The sequence below is a fragment of the Photorhabdus luminescens subsp. luminescens genome, assembly GCF_001083805.1.
In the GTDB taxonomy this organism is placed as follows: domain Bacteria; phylum Pseudomonadota; class Gammaproteobacteria; order Enterobacterales; family Enterobacteriaceae; genus Photorhabdus; species Photorhabdus luminescens.
Genome location: NZ_JXSK01000004.1, coordinates 190618 through 206467 on the forward strand (window position 1 = coordinate 190618; position 15850 = coordinate 206467).

Here is a 15850-nt window from a genome sequence, read left to right on the forward strand (position 1 = left end):
CCCGGAAGTTATGGGCCGTACTAAAGAGCGTTCAGGAGCTATTTATCGCTTTTGCCAGAATATTACCCAGTTCACTCTTTAGGTAAAAAAATCGTCTTGAATGGGATAGGCAGTAAATAAACACTCAAGTTAAAATTTGTCCATTACAAGTTCTTAACTTACACAGCAAAAATCTAAGTTATTGAGGAAACGTTATGTTCCAGCAAGAAGTCACTATTACTGCGCCAAATGGCCTACACACCCGTCCCGCTGCACAGTTTGTTAAAGAAGCCAAAAGTTTCTCCTCCGACATTACACTGACTTCCGGTGGTAAAACTGCCAGTGCTAAAAGCCTGTTTAAGCTACAAACTTTGGGACTCACTCAAGGCACTGTAGTGACCATTTCTGCTGAAGGTGAAGATGAGCAAAAAGCAATCGAACATCTGGTTAAGTTAATGGCAGAACTGGAATAATTTTCCGTTGACCGCAAAGCCAGTCAAGATTCAGAGATTGTGAATATACCCTATGGATTTCAAGGTGCATCGCGACGGCAAGGGAGCGAATCCCCGGAAGCATAGCGAACTATGTGACCGAGGTGAGTGAGCGCAGCCAACAAAGAGGCAACTTGCAAGATAACGGGTATAAACAGGTATTCACTTAGCCGTTCCTCATCCCCGGATAAACTTTTATCTGGGGATATCAGTTTAAATGTATGTCCTAAAACAGCAAACCATCTGCGGGCTGGCTCTTTAAAGAATAATTATTAGTAGTTAGGTAACATCATGATTTCAGGCATATTAGTATCACCAGGCATCGCTTTCGGTAAAGCACTATTACTGAAAGAAGACCCAATTATTGTCAATCAGAAAAAAATCAGCCAAGAGCAAGTCGAACAAGAAATTTCCTATTTCAAACAAGGCCGTGAAAAAGCCTCATCTCAGCTAGAAATCATCAAGAATATAGCAGCAAAAAACCTCGGAGAAGAAAAAGCTGAAATCTTCGAAGGGCATATCATGCTATTGGAAGATGAAGAGCTTGAGCAAGAAATTATTTCGTTAATCAAAAATGATTTCAAAACTGCGGATGCCGCGGTCTATTCCGTTATTGAAACTCAGGCCCAAGCCCTTGAAGAATTAGATGATGAATACCTGAAAGAACGTGCCACAGACGTGCGTGATATCGGTAAACGCTTGCTGAAAAACATTCTAGGTATACCCATCGTTGATCTTGGCTCAATTTCAGAGGAAGTTATTCTGGTTGCCAACGATCTGACTCCATCGGAAACCGCACAACTCAATCTGGAAAAAGTACTCGGTTTTATTACCAATTTAGGCGGCCGAACCTCCCACACGTCAATCATGGCCCGCTCTCTTGAACTGCCAGCGATCGTAGGTACCACCCAAGCGACGGCGACAATCCAAAATGGTGATTATCTAATCCTGGACGCGGTAAATAACCATATTTATATCAATCCATCTGATGCAGAAATTGAACAACTAAAAAAGACCAAAAACGAATATCTGGCAGAAAAAGCTGAACTTGCAAAGCTGAAAGATCTCCCAGCAATAACTCTTGATGGTCATCAGGTTGAAGTCTGTGCCAATATCGGTACCGTCCGTGATGTAATCGGTGCTGAGCGCAATGGCGCCGAAGGTGTCGGTTTATACCGTACAGAATTTCTGTTTATGGATCGTGATGCGCTGCCAACAGAGGAAGAACAATTCCAAGCTTACAAAGCCGTCGCCGAAGCAATGGGCAGCCAGGCGGTTATTATACGTACAATGGATATCGGTGGTGATAAAAATCTGCCCTATATGAATCTACCGAAAGAAGAGAATCCATTCCTTGGTTGGCGTGCAATTCGTATTTGCCTTGATCGAAAAGAGATCTTACATTCTCAGTTACGTGCTATCTTACGTGCATCTGCTTTCGGTAAACTACGTGTTATGTTTCCAATGATTATTTCTGTAGAAGAAGTACAGGCACTGAAAGCAGAACTTGAATTGCTGAAAGGTCAGCTTCGCGAAGAAGGTAAAAAATTCGATGAGGCGATCGAAGTAGGGGTGATGGTAGAAACACCAGCTTCCGCAGTTATTGCTCATCACCTGGCAAAAGAAGTTGACTTTTTCAGTATTGGGACAAACGATCTAACTCAGTATACTCTTGCTGTAGACCGCGGTAACGAGTTGATTTCTCATCTTTATAACCCGATGCTACCAGCAGTATTGAGCCTGATTAAGCAAACCATTGATGCTTCACACGCTGAAGGTAAATGGACGGGGATGTGTGGCGAGCTTGCAGGTGATGAACGTGCTACGTTGTTGCTATTAGGCATGGGGCTGGATGAGTTTAGTATGAGTGCGATTTCTATTCCCCGCATCAAGAAAATCATTCGTAATACTCGTTACGAAGATGCAAAAGCGCTAGCTGAGCAAGCCCTGTCTCAGTCTACCGCTCAGGGGTTGATAGAATTGGTTGATACCTTCATCAAAGAAAAAACACTTTGCTAACAATATCGGTTAAAACGCGGTCCAGTATAAACAATTAGGAGAAGATTCATGGGTCTGTTTGATAAACTGAAATCTCTAGTTTCAGATGATAAAAAAAACAGCGGCACTATTGAAATTATCGCACCTTTATCTGGTGAGATTGTCAATATTGAAGATGTTCCAGATGTTGTTTTCGCCGAGAAAATTGTCGGCGACGGTATCGCTATAAAACCCGCCGGCAACAAGATAGTTGCACCAGTTGATGGAACAATCGGTAAAATATTTGAAACCAACCATGCATTTTCTATCGAATCGGACAGCGGTATTGAGCTATTTGTCCATTTTGGGATTGATACGGTTGAGCTTAAAGGCGAAGGCTTTAAGCGTATTGCTGAAGAAGGTCAGCGTGTACAAAAAGGTGATTTAGTTTTGGAATTCGATCTTAAACTCCTTGAAGAAAGAGCAAAATCGACCTTGACGCCTGTTGTTATTTCCAACATGGATGAAATTAAAGAGTTATCCAAGTTGAGTGGTTCCGTCACTGTTGGTGAAACCCCCATTATGCGTATTAAAAAGTAGCAACACTTTAACTGTCACAATACCATTTTCATCTTAAAAAACGGCCGACAATCACGGCTGTTTTTTTATCCCTTATCTTCGATTTACACCATTTTCCCTATTAGAAATTGGCTAATGTGAGCAGAGCTTATCGCCTCTTTTACTCTACTCACGCTAAATATGTAACCAGATTAATTGAATACTCCGGTAGAAAGATATCTGTCACCACGGTCACAGATAATAGCAACAATAACAGAACCTGGATTTCGTGCTGCAACACTTAATGCTCCGGCAACAGCGCCGCCGGAACTGACCCCACAGAAAATGCCTTCTTTCTGAGCCAACAAACGCATGGTATCTTCAGCTTCTTTCTGAGTGATATCCAGCACTTGATCGACTAACTCCTTGCGGAAAATACCTGGCAAATAAGCCGGCGACCAGCGACGAATACCGGGAATATGGCTGTTCTCCGCTGGTTGTAAACCAATAACCTGCACATTGTTAGATTGGCTTTTTAAATAGCGGCTAACACCGGTAATGGTTCCCGTCGTTCCCATACTAGAAACAAAATGCGTAATACGCCCTTGCGTCTGTTGCCAAATTTCCGGCCCTGTCGTCGTAAAATGCGCTAAAGGATTATCCGGGTTATTGAACTGATCAAGAACTTTACCTTCACCATTACGTTCCATTTGTTGAGCTAAATCACGCGCACCTTCCATACCCATCTTTTTACTCACCAAAATCAGTTCTGCGCCATAAGCTCGCATAGAAGCCTGACGCTCAAGGCTCATATTATCAGGCATCAGTAACTTAAGATGATAACCTTTTACTGCGGCAATCATTGCCAATGCAATTCCCGTATTTCCGCTAGTGGCTTCAATCAATACATCACCGGGAGAAATCTCACCGCGCAATTCAGCTTGCTGAATCATTGATAACGCTGTTCTGTCTTTTATCGAGCCTGCCGGATTATTACCTTCAAGTTTTACCCATATTTCTACACCTAGCTCATCAGTCATTCGTTGTAATTTTACTAGCGGGGTGTTTCCTATAAAATGTTCCAAGCTTGCCACAGCTATTACCCAAATTTTATTTAATAGAAATGCGAAATAACCATATTCAGGAATATATCGCAAGACTTTAAATAAAAAATGCCCATCCCTGGCGGTAAGGAGATGAGCAAAATGGTACCAACCAAATTTAAATAATTATCAGGCAGTTTGGGCTAAACTCAGTGTTTGCAATTGTTTATCGCCCGCATATAAACGCGCTTCAGTGCCGCCAATAAAATAACGGCTTCCTCTTGTGGGTACTGAAGCCTCATTAAACCAAACAACAGCAACCGATTCATGATGCCAGCCTAGAGGCTGAACCGAAAGCTGCCAGAAATGCCCTCTAGGACTGACCTCAGTCACCTGTACTGGTAATGGACTGGAAAGTGTCGGTTGCGAGTTCATCATGATATCCCACGGACGTAAGAAGACATCTACATTCCCCTGATGGATTGGCGTCACATTAAGAGGCAAGTGCTGCCCGCCAATCAATAGCTGAGAACCTTTAATTTCACCACTAAAATGATTGACCTCACCCAGAAACTCCATTACAAAACGGCTTGCCGGATAGCGCCATACTTCTTGCGGCGTACCAACCTGTTCAATATTCCCTTGTCTCATGACAACAACCCGGTCAGCCACTTCCATCGCTTCTTCCTGATCGTGAGTGACAAAGACACTGGTAAATTTAAGTTCTTCATGGAGCTGACGTAGCCAACGGCGTAATTCCATTCTTACCTGAGCATCCAGGGCGCCAAATGGCTCATCAAGTAATAGAATTTGTGGTTCAACAGCCAATGCTCTTGCCAACGCGACCCGCTGTTTCTGCCCACCAGAAAGTTGCGATGGATAGCGTTCAGCAAAATGCGTCAATTGCACCATCTCCAGCAACTCCATAACCTTACGGCGAATAGCCGCCATATTCGGACGCTTACGTCGTGGCAGTACTGTTAATCCAAAAGCAACATTATCAAACACGGTCATATGCCGGAACAGGGCATAATGCTGAAATACGAATCCGACTTGCCGATCTTTAGCATGCATACGGCTAACATCTTGCCCGTGGAAACTCAGTTCCCCCTCGGTTTGTTGTTCCAGACCAGCAATAATCCTCAACAAGGTTGTTTTACCAGAGCCCGATGGACCAAGCAGAGCAACCATTTCTCCAGAAAAAATATTCAGAGTGACATCGCTCAGAACCTGAGTCCGACCAAAATATTTACTGATATTGTTAATTTCAATACTCATATTCTGCTCCTACCTTAACCATGTTGGCGACTTAACCGCCACTGCAAAGCACTTTTAACAATCAAAGTGATAATTGCCATCAATGCCAACAATGCCGCCGCAGTAAATGCCCCTACGGTGTTGTAATCTTGATGCAGTAGTTCAACCTGCAACGGCAATGTGTAAGTTTCACCACGAATAGCGCCGGATACCACTGAAACAGCGCCAAATTCACCAATAGCCCGAGCATTGGTTAAAACCACACCGTATAACAACGCCCAACGGATATTAGGTAACGTCACCCGCCAAAACATTTTCCAGCCAGACGCCCCCAATAAAATTGCAGCTTCATCCTCTTGGCTCCCCTGACTAAGCATCATCGGCACCAGCTCTCGAACAACAAACGGACAAGTCACAAATATCGTCACCAAGGCCATCCCCGGCCAGGAAAACATCAATTGGATATCATAGGGTTCCAGCAAACTTCCTGCCCAACCATTCGAACCATAAAACAGTAAGTAGAGCAAACCCGCTACGACCGGCGAAACAGCAAACGGAATATCGATCAACGTCAATAAACATTGTCGCCCCGGAAACTGAAAGCGCGTTACCAACCAAGCGATCATGACGCCAAAAATTAGGTTTACCGGAACAGTAATTAATGCAATCAGTATCGTTAACCAGATGGCATGCAACATATCAGGATCGAAAAGATTCTGAGTGACTACCTCAATCCCTTTAGAAAAAGCAGTCATAAATATCCAGACAATGGGGATCACTAACAGTAAGATTGAAAACAATACGCCTGTCATGATCAACGTCCATTTACCCCAGCTTATAGGTGGTCGTTGCGCTACATGAGATTCAGATAACTCAACCATTAATGCCCTCCAATCCGCTTACCAAAGCGGCTTTGCAGAGTATTAATGCTAAATAGTAATATCAGGGATATTGCCAATATAACTGATGCGATGGCACTGGCCGCGGGATAATCAAACTCCTGTAAACGGATGAAAATCATCAGCGATACCACTTCTGTTTGCCATGCAATATTGCCAGCAATAAAGATCACTGCGCCAAATTCCCCCAAGCTGCGAGTAAAAGAGAGTGCTGTGCCGGCAATTAAAGCGGGAGATAATTCTGGCAATACAACCCGCCAGAAAGTTTGCCAACGATTAGCGCCTAATGTTTGAGCTGCTTCTTCATATTCTGGCCCTAGCTCTTCAAGTACTGGCTGAATAGTTCGCACTACAAACGGCAAGCTTGTGAACGCCATTGCCACTGCGATACCCAACCAAGTATTCACGACTTTCACATCAAAGTGCCCAAGCAAAGAGCCATACCAACCACTAACAGAGAATAGCGTTGCCAATGTCAATCCCGCTACCGCAGTAGGTAACGCAAAAGGGAGATCCATTAAACCATCTAATAAGCTACGGCCAGGGAAACGATAGCGGGTTAAAACCCATGCCATCAGCATACCAAATACCGCGTTAAACAAGCTGGCAACCGCCGCCGCCAGCAAAGTCACTTTGTAAGCCGCCACAACTTGGGGATTAGCAACCACCAGCCAATACTGTTCCCAAGTCATACTGGAAAGCTGCACAACTAATGCACTCAGAGGTAACAATAAGATCAAGCAGGTATAGAACAAACTACTGCCTAAGCTTAATCCGAAACCAGGCAATACTCGCTTACTGGATCTCGAAAACATTACTTATGCCCCTCGGCCAGCAATTGATCCAGTATGCCGCCAGTATTGAAGTGAGTTTTCATCACTTGCGGCCAACCACCAAATTGATCTTCCAATCGAAACAACTTAGTTTCTGGAAAACGGGTTCCCTGTTGAGCCATCACGTTTTTATCACTGACACGATAATTAAAGCTGGTAATGATCTGCTGTGCCTGTGGGCTATAAAGATAATTTAGATAAGCTTTAGCCACTTTTTCTGTACCGTTTTTCGCAACATGCTTATCAACCCAAGCCACAGGGAATTCTGCCAGAATACCTACCGATGGAACGATCACTTCATATTTATCATCACCATACTGTTTGCGAATGTTGTTCACTTCAGATTCGAAACTGATCAGTACATCACCCAAACCACGTTCAATAAATGAAGTTGTTGCCCCGCGACCGCCAGTATCAAACACAGAGACATTTTTCAGGAAACGTGCCATCCACTCGCGAGTTTTTCCCTGATCTCCACCATTTTCCTGCTGAATAGCTCCCCAAGCGGCCAAATAAGTATAACGGCCATTACCGGAGGTTTTAGGGTTTGGGAAGACTAATTTGACATCCTGACGCACTAAGTCATCCCAATGATGAATATTTTTGGGGTTACCTTTACGCACAAGAAACGCCATCGTGGAATAGTAAGGTGAGCTGCTATTTGGCAGACGGTTCTGCCAATCAGCCGGGATCAGCCTGCCGCTATCGTGCAAAATTTGCACATCCGTTACCTGATTGTAAGTCACCACATCAGCCCGTAATCCCTGGAGAATTGCCAGTGCTTGTTTGGAGGAACCGGCGTGGGATTGTTTAATTACCAATTTGTCTTGTGGATACTGCTCATTCCACTGTTTTTCAAATTCAGGATTCAGTGCAGAAAATAATTCACGCGCAACATCATAAGAGCTGTTTAACAGCTCTACCGCAAAGGCATGACTACTGCCTAATAAAGTCACTACTACCAGTCCATTTAGTATCGTGTTTTTTACTGAATACTTTCTCATTTCTCACCTTATCCGTTATTTCATCAAATAACGCGCCAGTGACTAATGTATCCAGTTTATTTATAACAGGGTAGATAACTATCGCCGTTTAATATACCAAATTGCAATTAGAAAGCATGAAACGCAATAAGCTGGCAGGAACAGTAAGGTTTTTAAATGAAAAATGCGGGCCTGTTACGGCTCCGCAAGAGAAACATCAAATTCACCAAACCGACTCGGTTTATGTTCTAATCAGAAACGCTCATCGCTTCCAAATAATACGTTCCACTTTCCAGTTTTTCAGCACATCATCAGAAGGAACCAAACCTTCCGGGCCATTCCAATTACCGGTAAACAGATAACTAACATGTTTGCTCTGCGGGGATACACAAACAATAGCGCTCTTCTCTGACTCACTCACCGTATTTTGGCAAGCACCAAATGCCCTGCTATAAAGCTCCGAGAATGGCATGCCGACCTTTGTTCCCCAGACGGTTTCAATATCTTCATCCAACACTTCAATGCGGCTAACTTTTCCATCGGCCTGACCAAATAGCGCTATCTTCAATTGATCGCCATCCATTGCTTGAAATACCGTCACCAATTGACCATTTTCTGTTTCCATGCCACTGCGTAAGCGGTACTTTCCATCCAACCCCTTCTCTATTGCATCTTTATTCATTGCAGTCAGACCATCTATTTCGCCCACGCCCTGAGCTGAGATTTTTAAGGAGCTGCCAAACCAGCTAAAAGGAGACAAATTCGACCATGAAAAACCCGATGAACCCGCACAACCAGCCAGTAACAACACACAGCCTATTGTGACAAAACGTAATCCTGACAACGTACTATACTCCTGCATAATTAGCTCCCTTCAACTCAATATAGAGATAGGTGCTGAGACATCACATCTGATTGTTAGTTTCAGAGAATACTTAAATTAATTACTTTAGATTAATATTTTATTGATAAAATACCACTTAGCGGTATCATTATCCCCCCTAAAAATCATCACTATTATTAAGGTCAATATGATGAAAAAAACACTTATAACCACCGCTTTGATTGCTTTGTTCAGTATGCCATCACTGGCTCAAACCTCACAGACGCAATTTGGTGGTTTTTCTGGTCCTGATTCAGCGCAGCCTCCCGTCCAAGCAGCACCACAAGGCGGTTTTGTCGATCACAATGCAAGAGTTTCCACCACCCAGCAAGTTAAAAATATGAGAGATGACAGTTGGGTCGTGCTGGAAGGATATATTGAATCCCGTATCCATAGTGATCACTTCATATTCCGCGATAATGCAGGAATTGTTGAAGTCGAAGTTGATCATAAATACTGGAATGGTCAAACGATAACGCCTCAAGATAGAGTCCGTCTTGAAGGTGAAGTCGATAAAGAGTGGAATGGTATGACAGTTGATGTGAAAAAAGTCACCAAGCTGAACTAATCGTTTGTGGCTGAGTGGTATTCTTTCACTCAGCCATATCTAAACTCAATATTCCTGATCACCAATCAAACGTTTACTGAAAATAACGCTCTCTTGATAACGATCTTCATATTCCAGTTTTTCACACATATAAATAGTGGCATCATTATCTTCAGGAACAATAAGAACTATTTTTGGACAACCACGGGCAATTAATTTCTTCTCCAATCGGGCAATTAATGCGTTCGCAATCCCCCTACCGCGAAATTCAGGGTGAACTCCCAAATAATAAGCTGAACCACGATGACCATCATAGCCCCCCATAATCGTCCCAACCACTTCACCAGCCACTTCCGCGACTAAAAACAGGTCAGGATCATGAGTCAATTTACGCTCGATATCCACTTCAGGATCAACACCAGGATTAAGTAAATCGCAGCGTTCCCATAAGGTGATCACTTCTTCAAAATCATCTTGTCGAAATACCCGAATTTCCATCCCTAACCAACCTGTTTTTATTGAAATAACTATTTTCTCATTATCTCTGCTTTAACACCGGAATCAATACGAAAATGCGTTCTCTTCCACTATTCTCTTCCACTAATAGCTATAATATAACGCTCACCATACCATAATGGGAAAAGAATCATGAATACACCAAACATTAATCAGATTAAGTCTTTTTTCCTTTCACTACAGGATGAAATTTGCCAACAACTGGAACAGGCAGATAGCAAAGCGAAATTTACTGAGCAGTGCTGGCAACGAGAAGAAGGCGGCGGAGGCCGTAGTCGAATTATGAAAGAAGGCACGATATTCGAGCAAGCAGGCGCTAATTTTTCTCATGTATCAGGAGACATGCTTCCCTTATCAGCAACAGCTCACCGTCCTGAATTGGCCGGACGTCATTATCAGGCAATGGGCGTCTCTCTGGTTATTCATCCGTTGAATCCCTATATACCAACCAGTCATGCTAACGTTCGGTTCTTTATTGCAGAAAAAGAAGGTGAAGCGCCAGTATGGTGGTTCGGCGGGGGTTTTGATTTAACGCCTTATTATGGTTTTAAGGAAGATGCTATTCATTGGCACACCACCGCCAGAGATATATGTCGCCCCTATGGAGAAGATGTTTACCCAAAATATAAAGAATGGTGTGATAATTATTTCTATATTAAACATCGTAATGAAGCCCGTGGAATTGGTGGCTTATTCTATGACGACTTAAATACGCCTGACTTTGAACATTGTTTTAATTTTACTCAAGATATAGGTAAAGGTTTCCTTTCAGCCTATCTACCTATTGTGGAAAAAAGGAAAGAAATATTATGGGGTGAACGTGAACGGCAATTTCAATTATATCGCCGTGGTCGCTATGTAGAATTTAACCTCGTTTGGGACAGGGGAACCCTATTTGGATTACAAAGTGGAGGACGCACAGAATCTATCTTAATGTCCATGCCGCCATTAGTACGCTGGGAATATGATTATCACCCTGAACCTGGCTCTGCGGAAGCCGCTTTATATATCGACTTTCTACCAGTAAAAAACTGGATATGATTTTTTATCATGTTAGGAATATTATAAAAAACTATTCCTAACTATTTATATTTTTATTACAGCCAATGCAAGAATCCCTCACATAAAAAACATTAACAAATTGTTAACAACCCCTTAACATAAAAGAAGCAGGTTGGACCTGATGACTATCTGCTGGAAACGTGTTTAATATGAATCCGTACCTAAAGAGTACCTCTAATTAATAACTAAAAATTTATTCCAGGAGATATTTTATGCAAATACAAAACAATAACTACAGAGGCGTAATACCGCCGTACATTCTTCAAAATATTTATAATAATGACAATGAAAAGAAGAAAGTATTAATGACATTAAATCACACTCAGAGTTTAATGTTGGACAATGTTATTAGAGAATCTTCCGATGATTCCGGCGATGACGATAAAGTTACCAATACAACTATACATCGTTCTATTCACGATGCAGAAAATAAACGCAAGTTGCCAGGAAAATTAGTACGAGATGAAGGAGATCCAGATAACGGAGATAAATCAGTTGATAACGCATATAGATATTTAGAAGCAACTTACAATTTCTATAAAGAAGTATTTAATCGTAACTCATTAGATGATAAAGGAATGAAATTGATTGCCTCAGTGCATTATGGCGAAGAATATATGAATGCATTCTGGGGCAATGGACAAATGGTATTTGGCGACGGAGATGGCAAAACCTTCAATGATTTCACGACATCTATTGATGTGATAGGACATGAATTATCTCATGGCGTTATTGAGAAAACAGCAGATCTGGTCTATTTCTTCCAGTCTGGAGCATTAAATGAATCAATAGCAGATGTTTTTGGCTCATTAGTAAAACAACATTATCTAAAACAAAAAGCTGACGAAGCAGATTGGATTATAGGTAGTGGGTTACTGGGCAAAGATATTAAAGGTGTAGGGATTCGTTCAATGAAAAACCCCGGCAGCGCATATGATGATGAAGCTCTCGGTAAAGATCCACAGCCTGGTCATATGGATAATTATAAAGATCTGCCGATTTATAGAGACAATGGTGGCGTTCATATTAATTCAGGTATTCCTAATAAAGCCTTCTATAATCTGGCGACAAAATTAGGTGGATATTCCTGGGAGAAAGCAGGAAAAATATGGTACAACACATTGTTGGATAAAGATCTTGCACGTGATGCTAACTTCGTATCCTTCGCTAAATTAACAATTAAACATGCTCGTGAGTTATTTGATGAGGATGTTGAAAAAGCGACAATTGATAGCTGGACAGAAGTGGGCGTTAAAGTGAAGGAAGATAAAGACGATAAGGGCGGTGACAAGGATGATAAAGGCGGCGACAAGGGCGATAAAGGCGGCGATAAGGGAGATAAAGGCGGCGATAAGGGAGATAAAGGCGGCGACAAAGACGATAAAGGCGGCGATAAGGAAGATAAAGGCGGCGATAAGGGGGATAAAGGCGGCGATAAGGAAGAAAAAGGCGGCGAATAAGGACAAAACTGAAGATTAATATATAAATATATCGCTGGTTTAACGCCAGCGATATTTTATTATTTGTAATACCTGACTTGTAAAAAATATATCTAATAGAAGATGCCAAAATTGTTAACGCCGAATTTCACGCTATACTAAAGAGACCTAAAAATAACCGTAAAAAATTGGTATATCATGAATAATAAAACTCTGAAACTCACAACTGATAGTAAAATCACAATTTCTCTACAAGGAGGATTTGTCACTACACCTAACCTTAACCAAGATAAAACAGTGAATTTAAAATCATTGTCTCCGCACCAACAGCAATTATTTCTTCAAGCCATAGAACAAGATTTTTCTGATTCTATGCCACCATCACCATATCCCGATCAACAGTATTATCTGCTCAGTATTGCCAATGGAAATGAAGAATACCACTTCACCCTTCCAGAGCCAGATGCACCAGAAATCATTACTGAGATATGGAATGACAACAACAAGGGTGGTTAATCACCACCCTTTTTCTTTACAATTAACATTAACGCTTTTTCAGATGCGCCATCAGACGTTTACGCTTACGCATTTGATTTGGCGTCAACGTATTACGTTTATCGGCATAAGGATTTGCCCCTTCTTTAAACTGAATCCGAATCGGCGTCCCCATCACTTTCAGAGATCGACGGAAATAGTTCATCAGGTAACGCTTATAAGAATCAGGCAAATCGGTTACCTGATTACCGTGGATCACAACGATTGGTGGATTATAACCACCAGCATGAGCATATTTCATTTTCACCCTGCGACCACGGATCATCGGCGGTTGATGATCTTCTTCAGCCATATGCATAATACGGGTTAGCAGTGAAGTATTGACACGACGAGTAGCGCAATCATAAGCCTCAAGAATCGAGTCAAACAGATTACCCACCCCACTACCATGTAGAGCAGAGATAAAATGTACTCTGGCAAAGTCAACAAAACCAAGACGATAATCCAGCATCTCTTTCACACGCTCTTTATCTTCTTGCGACATGCCATCCCACTTATTGACCGCAATGACCAATGAGCGCCCACTATTAAGAATAAAACCCAATAACGACAAATCTTGATCGGAAATGCCCTCTCGCGCATCGATCACTAGCAATACAACGTTAGCATCTTCAATCGCTTGAAGGGTTTTGATGACTGAAAATTTTTCAACCGTTTCAGTGATCTTACCTCGCTTACGTACCCCTGCGGTATCAATAAGGATATATTCACGGCCATTGCGCTCCATTGGAATATAAATACTGTCGCGGGTCGTGCCAGGCATGTCGTAAACCACAACCCTCTCTTCACCCAAGATACGGTTAGTCAACGTAGACTTACCCACATTTGGTTTACCGACAATGGCTAATTTCAATGGCAAAGTTGATGGATCAAAATCCTCCTCTTCTTCTACCATCTCAATTTCATTCTGTTCCTGCTCTGCCCAATAAGCTGCATTGGCTTCTTCCTCAGTCAGCTCAACCTCTTCTTCTTCGCCTTTACCAGAAAAAGGTAACAGTACTCGTTCAATAAGTTGGGTGACTCCACGACCATGAGAAGCAGCGATAGAGTAGATATCCCCCAATCCGAGGGAATAAAATTCAGCAACAGCGGTATCAATATCAACACCGTCGGTTTTATTTGCGACCAAAAAAGTGGCTCTTTCACGACTACGTAGATGTTTTGCTATCGCGTGATCTGCCGGCATCAGTCCGGCACGAGCATCTACCATAAACAGAACAATATCGGCCTCTTCAATCGCCATCAAAGATTGAGCGGCCATATGGGTTTCTACACCCTCTTCGGCGCCGTCGATACCACCGGTATCAATGATGATAAACTCCTGCCCTTCAACCTCAGCTCGACCATATTTGCGGTCGCGAGTCAGACCTGGAAAATCCGCTACCAGCGCATCTCTTGTACGGGTTAAACGGTTAAATAATGTGGACTTACCCACATTGGGGCGCCCTACCAGAGCGACGACAGGTATCATTTGTTGATGCCTCATGACTTAATTTGAAATTAGCATTCCACTGTTCATACAGCGTTAATCACAATAGAACACTAAAAAGACGAAACGGCTCCTGTTCTCTCCAGGAGCCGTAGGACTGTACTATAACTAATACTATACTAACGCTTTACTCTATATTCCGGTAAACAGACAGTAAGCAAAACTCAACGGGTAAACAGATAAACCGTACCGTCTTTCGCCTGTACCATCAATTTATCACTGGCGACAACCGGACGGCTCATTAAACCGGAACTATCGACTTTATGCTGGGCAACGAACTTGCCATCATCCATATTCAGCCAGTGCAGATAACCTTCACTGTCACCGACAACCAGATAGCCATTATACATTTCAGGCGCGGTCAAATTACGGTGTTGCAATTTTGTCTGAGTCCACAAAGTGACGCCATCACTTTGACGCAGCCCCATAACACGATCGTTTTGGTCAACAATATAGATATTATCACCAGAAACAACCATCTCGTTCACTGAACCCAAATCGCGCTTCCAGAGGATCTGACCTGAACGCATATCAAGCGCTACCAGATTACCGTTATAAGCTATTGCGTATATCACGCCTTCAGAAATAACCGGTGTCATATCAACATCATTAAGACGACCGATTTCTGTAGAACTGGTTACCTGAGAAATACGTTGTTGCCAAATCAACTGCCCCTGAGAAATCAAGACGGCGTTGACACGACCATTATCCCCCCCCACGACGGCAGCACCGTAAGCTACAGCAGGAGCCGATTCACCACGCAATGATAATGATGGCGTATCCAAATTAACGGACCACTGCACTTTACCATCCGACTCACTTAATGCCTGCAACATCCCATTGCTAGTATGAATCAGTACCAGACCATCACTCACCACAGGACGCGACAACGCTTCACCGGCAACGTCAGATTGCCAAGCAACTTGGCCGTCTTTGGTATTCAATGCAATAACTTTGGCACGTTCAGTACCGACATAGAGATGATCTCCAGCAACGGTCAGACCACCAGAGAGCAATGCAGGTATACGAGAAGAGAGGAAACCCGCTTTTTCAGCCAGATTCACCGACCATATCTCTTTACCGCTATCAATGTCCAACGCCTTAACGATGCCATGACGATCAGCAACATAAACAGCGGAGCCTTGCCAAGTTGGCGTCAAGTGAGAATAATAACGGCCTACACCATCACCTACAGATTTATCCCAAACCTCGCTTGGATTAAATTGATTTTCGACCTGTGGCAATGGCGACATCGTTACCGTGTCTTGCTCACTTGAACAACCGGCTAGCAGAACGGAAGCCACCAAACCAACCAAGAGTGTTTTACGCAGTTGCATTG

At 42.7% G+C, this 15850-nt stretch carries 15 protein-coding genes and 1 pseudogene; 7 read left to right on the top strand and 9 right to left on the bottom strand.

Annotation, left to right across the window (positions count from 1 at the left end):
* Positions 1-194: 194 nt before the first annotated feature.
* From ptsH to crr, 3 genes are all read left to right on the top strand, one after another.
* Positions 195-452 (top strand): phosphocarrier protein Hpr, encoded by a 258-nt coding sequence (gene ptsH / locus TI10_RS11935; protein ID WP_021323875.1) that lies wholly within the window; start codon positions 195-197, stop codon positions 450-452.
* A gap of 309 nt (positions 453-761) precedes the next feature.
* Positions 762-2489, top strand: coding sequence for a phosphoenolpyruvate-protein phosphotransferase PtsI (gene ptsI, locus TI10_RS11940; RefSeq protein WP_049583571.1), 1728 nt, complete (start codon positions 762-764; stop codon positions 2487-2489).
* A 48-nt stretch (positions 2490-2537) separates the two neighbouring features.
* On the top strand, positions 2538-3047 hold the full coding sequence (gene crr, locus TI10_RS11945; RefSeq protein WP_015833547.1) for a PTS glucose transporter subunit IIA: 510 nt from the start codon (positions 2538-2540) through the stop codon (positions 3045-3047).
* 170 nt (positions 3048-3217) lie between these two features.
* On the opposite strand, the gene cysM is transcribed toward crr, so the two are convergent.
* From cysM to TI10_RS11975, 6 genes are all read right to left on the bottom strand, one after another.
* On the bottom strand, positions 3218-4099 hold the full coding sequence (cysM, locus tag TI10_RS11950) for a cysteine synthase CysM (protein ID WP_049583572.1): 882 nt from the start codon (positions 4097-4099) through the stop codon (positions 3218-3220).
* A 138-nt stretch (positions 4100-4237) separates the two neighbouring features.
* Complete coding sequence (gene cysA, locus TI10_RS11955) at positions 4238-5326, bottom strand: sulfate/thiosulfate ABC transporter ATP-binding protein CysA (RefSeq protein WP_049583573.1); 1089 nt, start codon at positions 5324-5326, stop codon at positions 4238-4240.
* 14 nt (positions 5327-5340) lie between these two features.
* Positions 5341-6186: a sulfate/thiosulfate ABC transporter permease CysW gene (gene cysW, locus TI10_RS11960; RefSeq protein ID WP_049583574.1), complete on the bottom strand. Its 846-nt coding sequence runs from the start codon at positions 6184-6186 to the stop codon at positions 5341-5343.
* Entirely contained in the window at positions 6186-7019 is an 834-nt protein-coding gene (gene cysT, locus TI10_RS11965; RefSeq protein ID WP_049583575.1) for a sulfate/thiosulfate ABC transporter permease CysT, read from the bottom strand. The genes cysW and cysT overlap by 1 nt, the downstream gene beginning before the upstream one ends.
* Positions 7019-8041 carry a sulfate ABC transporter substrate-binding protein gene (locus tag TI10_RS11970; RefSeq protein ID WP_049583576.1) on the bottom strand — a complete coding sequence of 341 codons (1023 nt, stop codon included), beginning with the start codon at positions 8039-8041 and terminating at the stop codon, positions 7019-7021. Before TI10_RS11970 ends, cysT begins: the two co-directional genes overlap by 1 nt.
* A gap of 241 nt (positions 8042-8282) precedes the next feature.
* Complete coding sequence (locus tag TI10_RS11975) at positions 8283-8882, bottom strand: RpoE-regulated lipoprotein (RefSeq protein WP_049583577.1); 600 nt, start codon at positions 8880-8882, stop codon at positions 8283-8285.
* 172 nt (positions 8883-9054) lie between these two features.
* On the opposite strand from TI10_RS11975, the gene TI10_RS11980 reads away from it, so the two are divergent.
* Positions 9055-9471: a YgiW/YdeI family stress tolerance OB fold protein gene (locus tag TI10_RS11980; RefSeq protein WP_049583578.1), complete on the top strand. Its 417-nt coding sequence runs from the start codon at positions 9055-9057 to the stop codon at positions 9469-9471.
* A gap of 45 nt (positions 9472-9516) precedes the next feature.
* Here TI10_RS11980 and TI10_RS11985 read toward each other — a convergent pair whose 3' ends face one another.
* Positions 9517-9948, bottom strand: a complete 432-nt coding sequence (locus tag TI10_RS11985; RefSeq protein WP_036781605.1) for a GNAT family acetyltransferase — start codon at positions 9946-9948, stop codon at positions 9517-9519.
* Between the two features lie 150 nt (positions 9949-10098).
* On the opposite strand from TI10_RS11985, the gene hemF reads away from it, so the two are divergent.
* From hemF to TI10_RS12000, 3 genes and pseudogenes are all read left to right on the top strand, one after another.
* Positions 10099-11007 (top strand): oxygen-dependent coproporphyrinogen oxidase, encoded by a 909-nt coding sequence (gene hemF, locus TI10_RS11990; protein ID WP_049583579.1) that lies wholly within the window; start codon positions 10099-10101, stop codon positions 11005-11007.
* Between the two features lie 233 nt (positions 11008-11240).
* Positions 11241-12323: pseudogene (gene prtS / locus TI10_RS11995) on the top strand (metalloprotease PrtS); the annotation flags it as partial.
* A 342-nt stretch (positions 12324-12665) separates the two neighbouring features.
* Complete coding sequence (locus TI10_RS12000) at positions 12666-12983, top strand: protealysin inhibitor emfourin (RefSeq protein WP_049583580.1); 318 nt, start codon at positions 12666-12668, stop codon at positions 12981-12983.
* Positions 12984-13011: 28 nt separating this feature from the next.
* Here the strand turns inward: TI10_RS12000 and der are convergent, their stop codons facing one another.
* Entirely contained in the window at positions 13012-14493 is a 1482-nt protein-coding gene (gene der / locus TI10_RS12005; RefSeq protein ID WP_049583581.1) for a ribosome biogenesis GTPase Der, read from the bottom strand.
* Positions 14494-14675: 182 nt separating this feature from the next.
* Positions 14676-15848: an outer membrane protein assembly factor BamB gene (gene bamB, locus TI10_RS12010; protein ID WP_049583582.1), complete on the bottom strand. Its 1173-nt coding sequence runs from the start codon at positions 15846-15848 to the stop codon at positions 14676-14678.
* Between the last annotated feature and the right edge of the window lie 2 nt (positions 15849-15850).

Coding starts and splice junctions, on each gene's coding strand:
- ptsH (WP_021323875.1), top strand. CDS start 195: ATGTTCCAGCAAGAAGTCACTATTACTGCGCCAAATGGCCTACACACC.
- ptsI (WP_049583571.1), top strand. CDS start 762: ATGATTTCAGGCATATTAGTATCACCAGGCATCGCTTTCGGTAAAGCA.
- crr (WP_015833547.1), top strand. CDS start 2,538: ATGGGTCTGTTTGATAAACTGAAATCTCTAGTTTCAGATGATAAAAAA.
- cysA (WP_049583573.1), bottom strand. CDS start 5,326: ATGAGTATTGAAATTAACAATATCAGTAAATATTTTGGTCGGACTCAG.
- cysW (WP_049583574.1), bottom strand. CDS start 6,186: ATGGTTGAGTTATCTGAATCTCATGTAGCGCAACGACCACCTATAAGC.
- cysT (WP_049583575.1), bottom strand. CDS start 7,019: ATGTTTTCGAGATCCAGTAAGCGAGTATTGCCTGGTTTCGGATTAAGC.
- TI10_RS11970 (WP_049583576.1), bottom strand. CDS start 8,041: ATGAGAAAGTATTCAGTAAAAAACACGATACTAAATGGACTGGTAGTA.
- TI10_RS11975 (WP_049583577.1), bottom strand. CDS start 8,882: ATGCAGGAGTATAGTACGTTGTCAGGATTACGTTTTGTCACAATAGGC.
- TI10_RS11980 (WP_049583578.1), top strand. CDS start 9,055: ATGAAAAAAACACTTATAACCACCGCTTTGATTGCTTTGTTCAGTATG.
- TI10_RS11985 (WP_036781605.1), bottom strand. CDS start 9,948: ATGGAAATTCGGGTATTTCGACAAGATGATTTTGAAGAAGTGATCACC.
- hemF (WP_049583579.1), top strand. CDS start 10,099: ATGAATACACCAAACATTAATCAGATTAAGTCTTTTTTCCTTTCACTA.
- TI10_RS12000 (WP_049583580.1), top strand. CDS start 12,666: ATGAATAATAAAACTCTGAAACTCACAACTGATAGTAAAATCACAATT.
- der (WP_049583581.1), bottom strand. CDS start 14,493: ATGATACCTGTCGTCGCTCTGGTAGGGCGCCCCAATGTGGGTAAGTCC.
- bamB (WP_049583582.1), bottom strand. CDS start 15,848: ATGCAACTGCGTAAAACACTCTTGGTTGGTTTGGTGGCTTCCGTTCTG.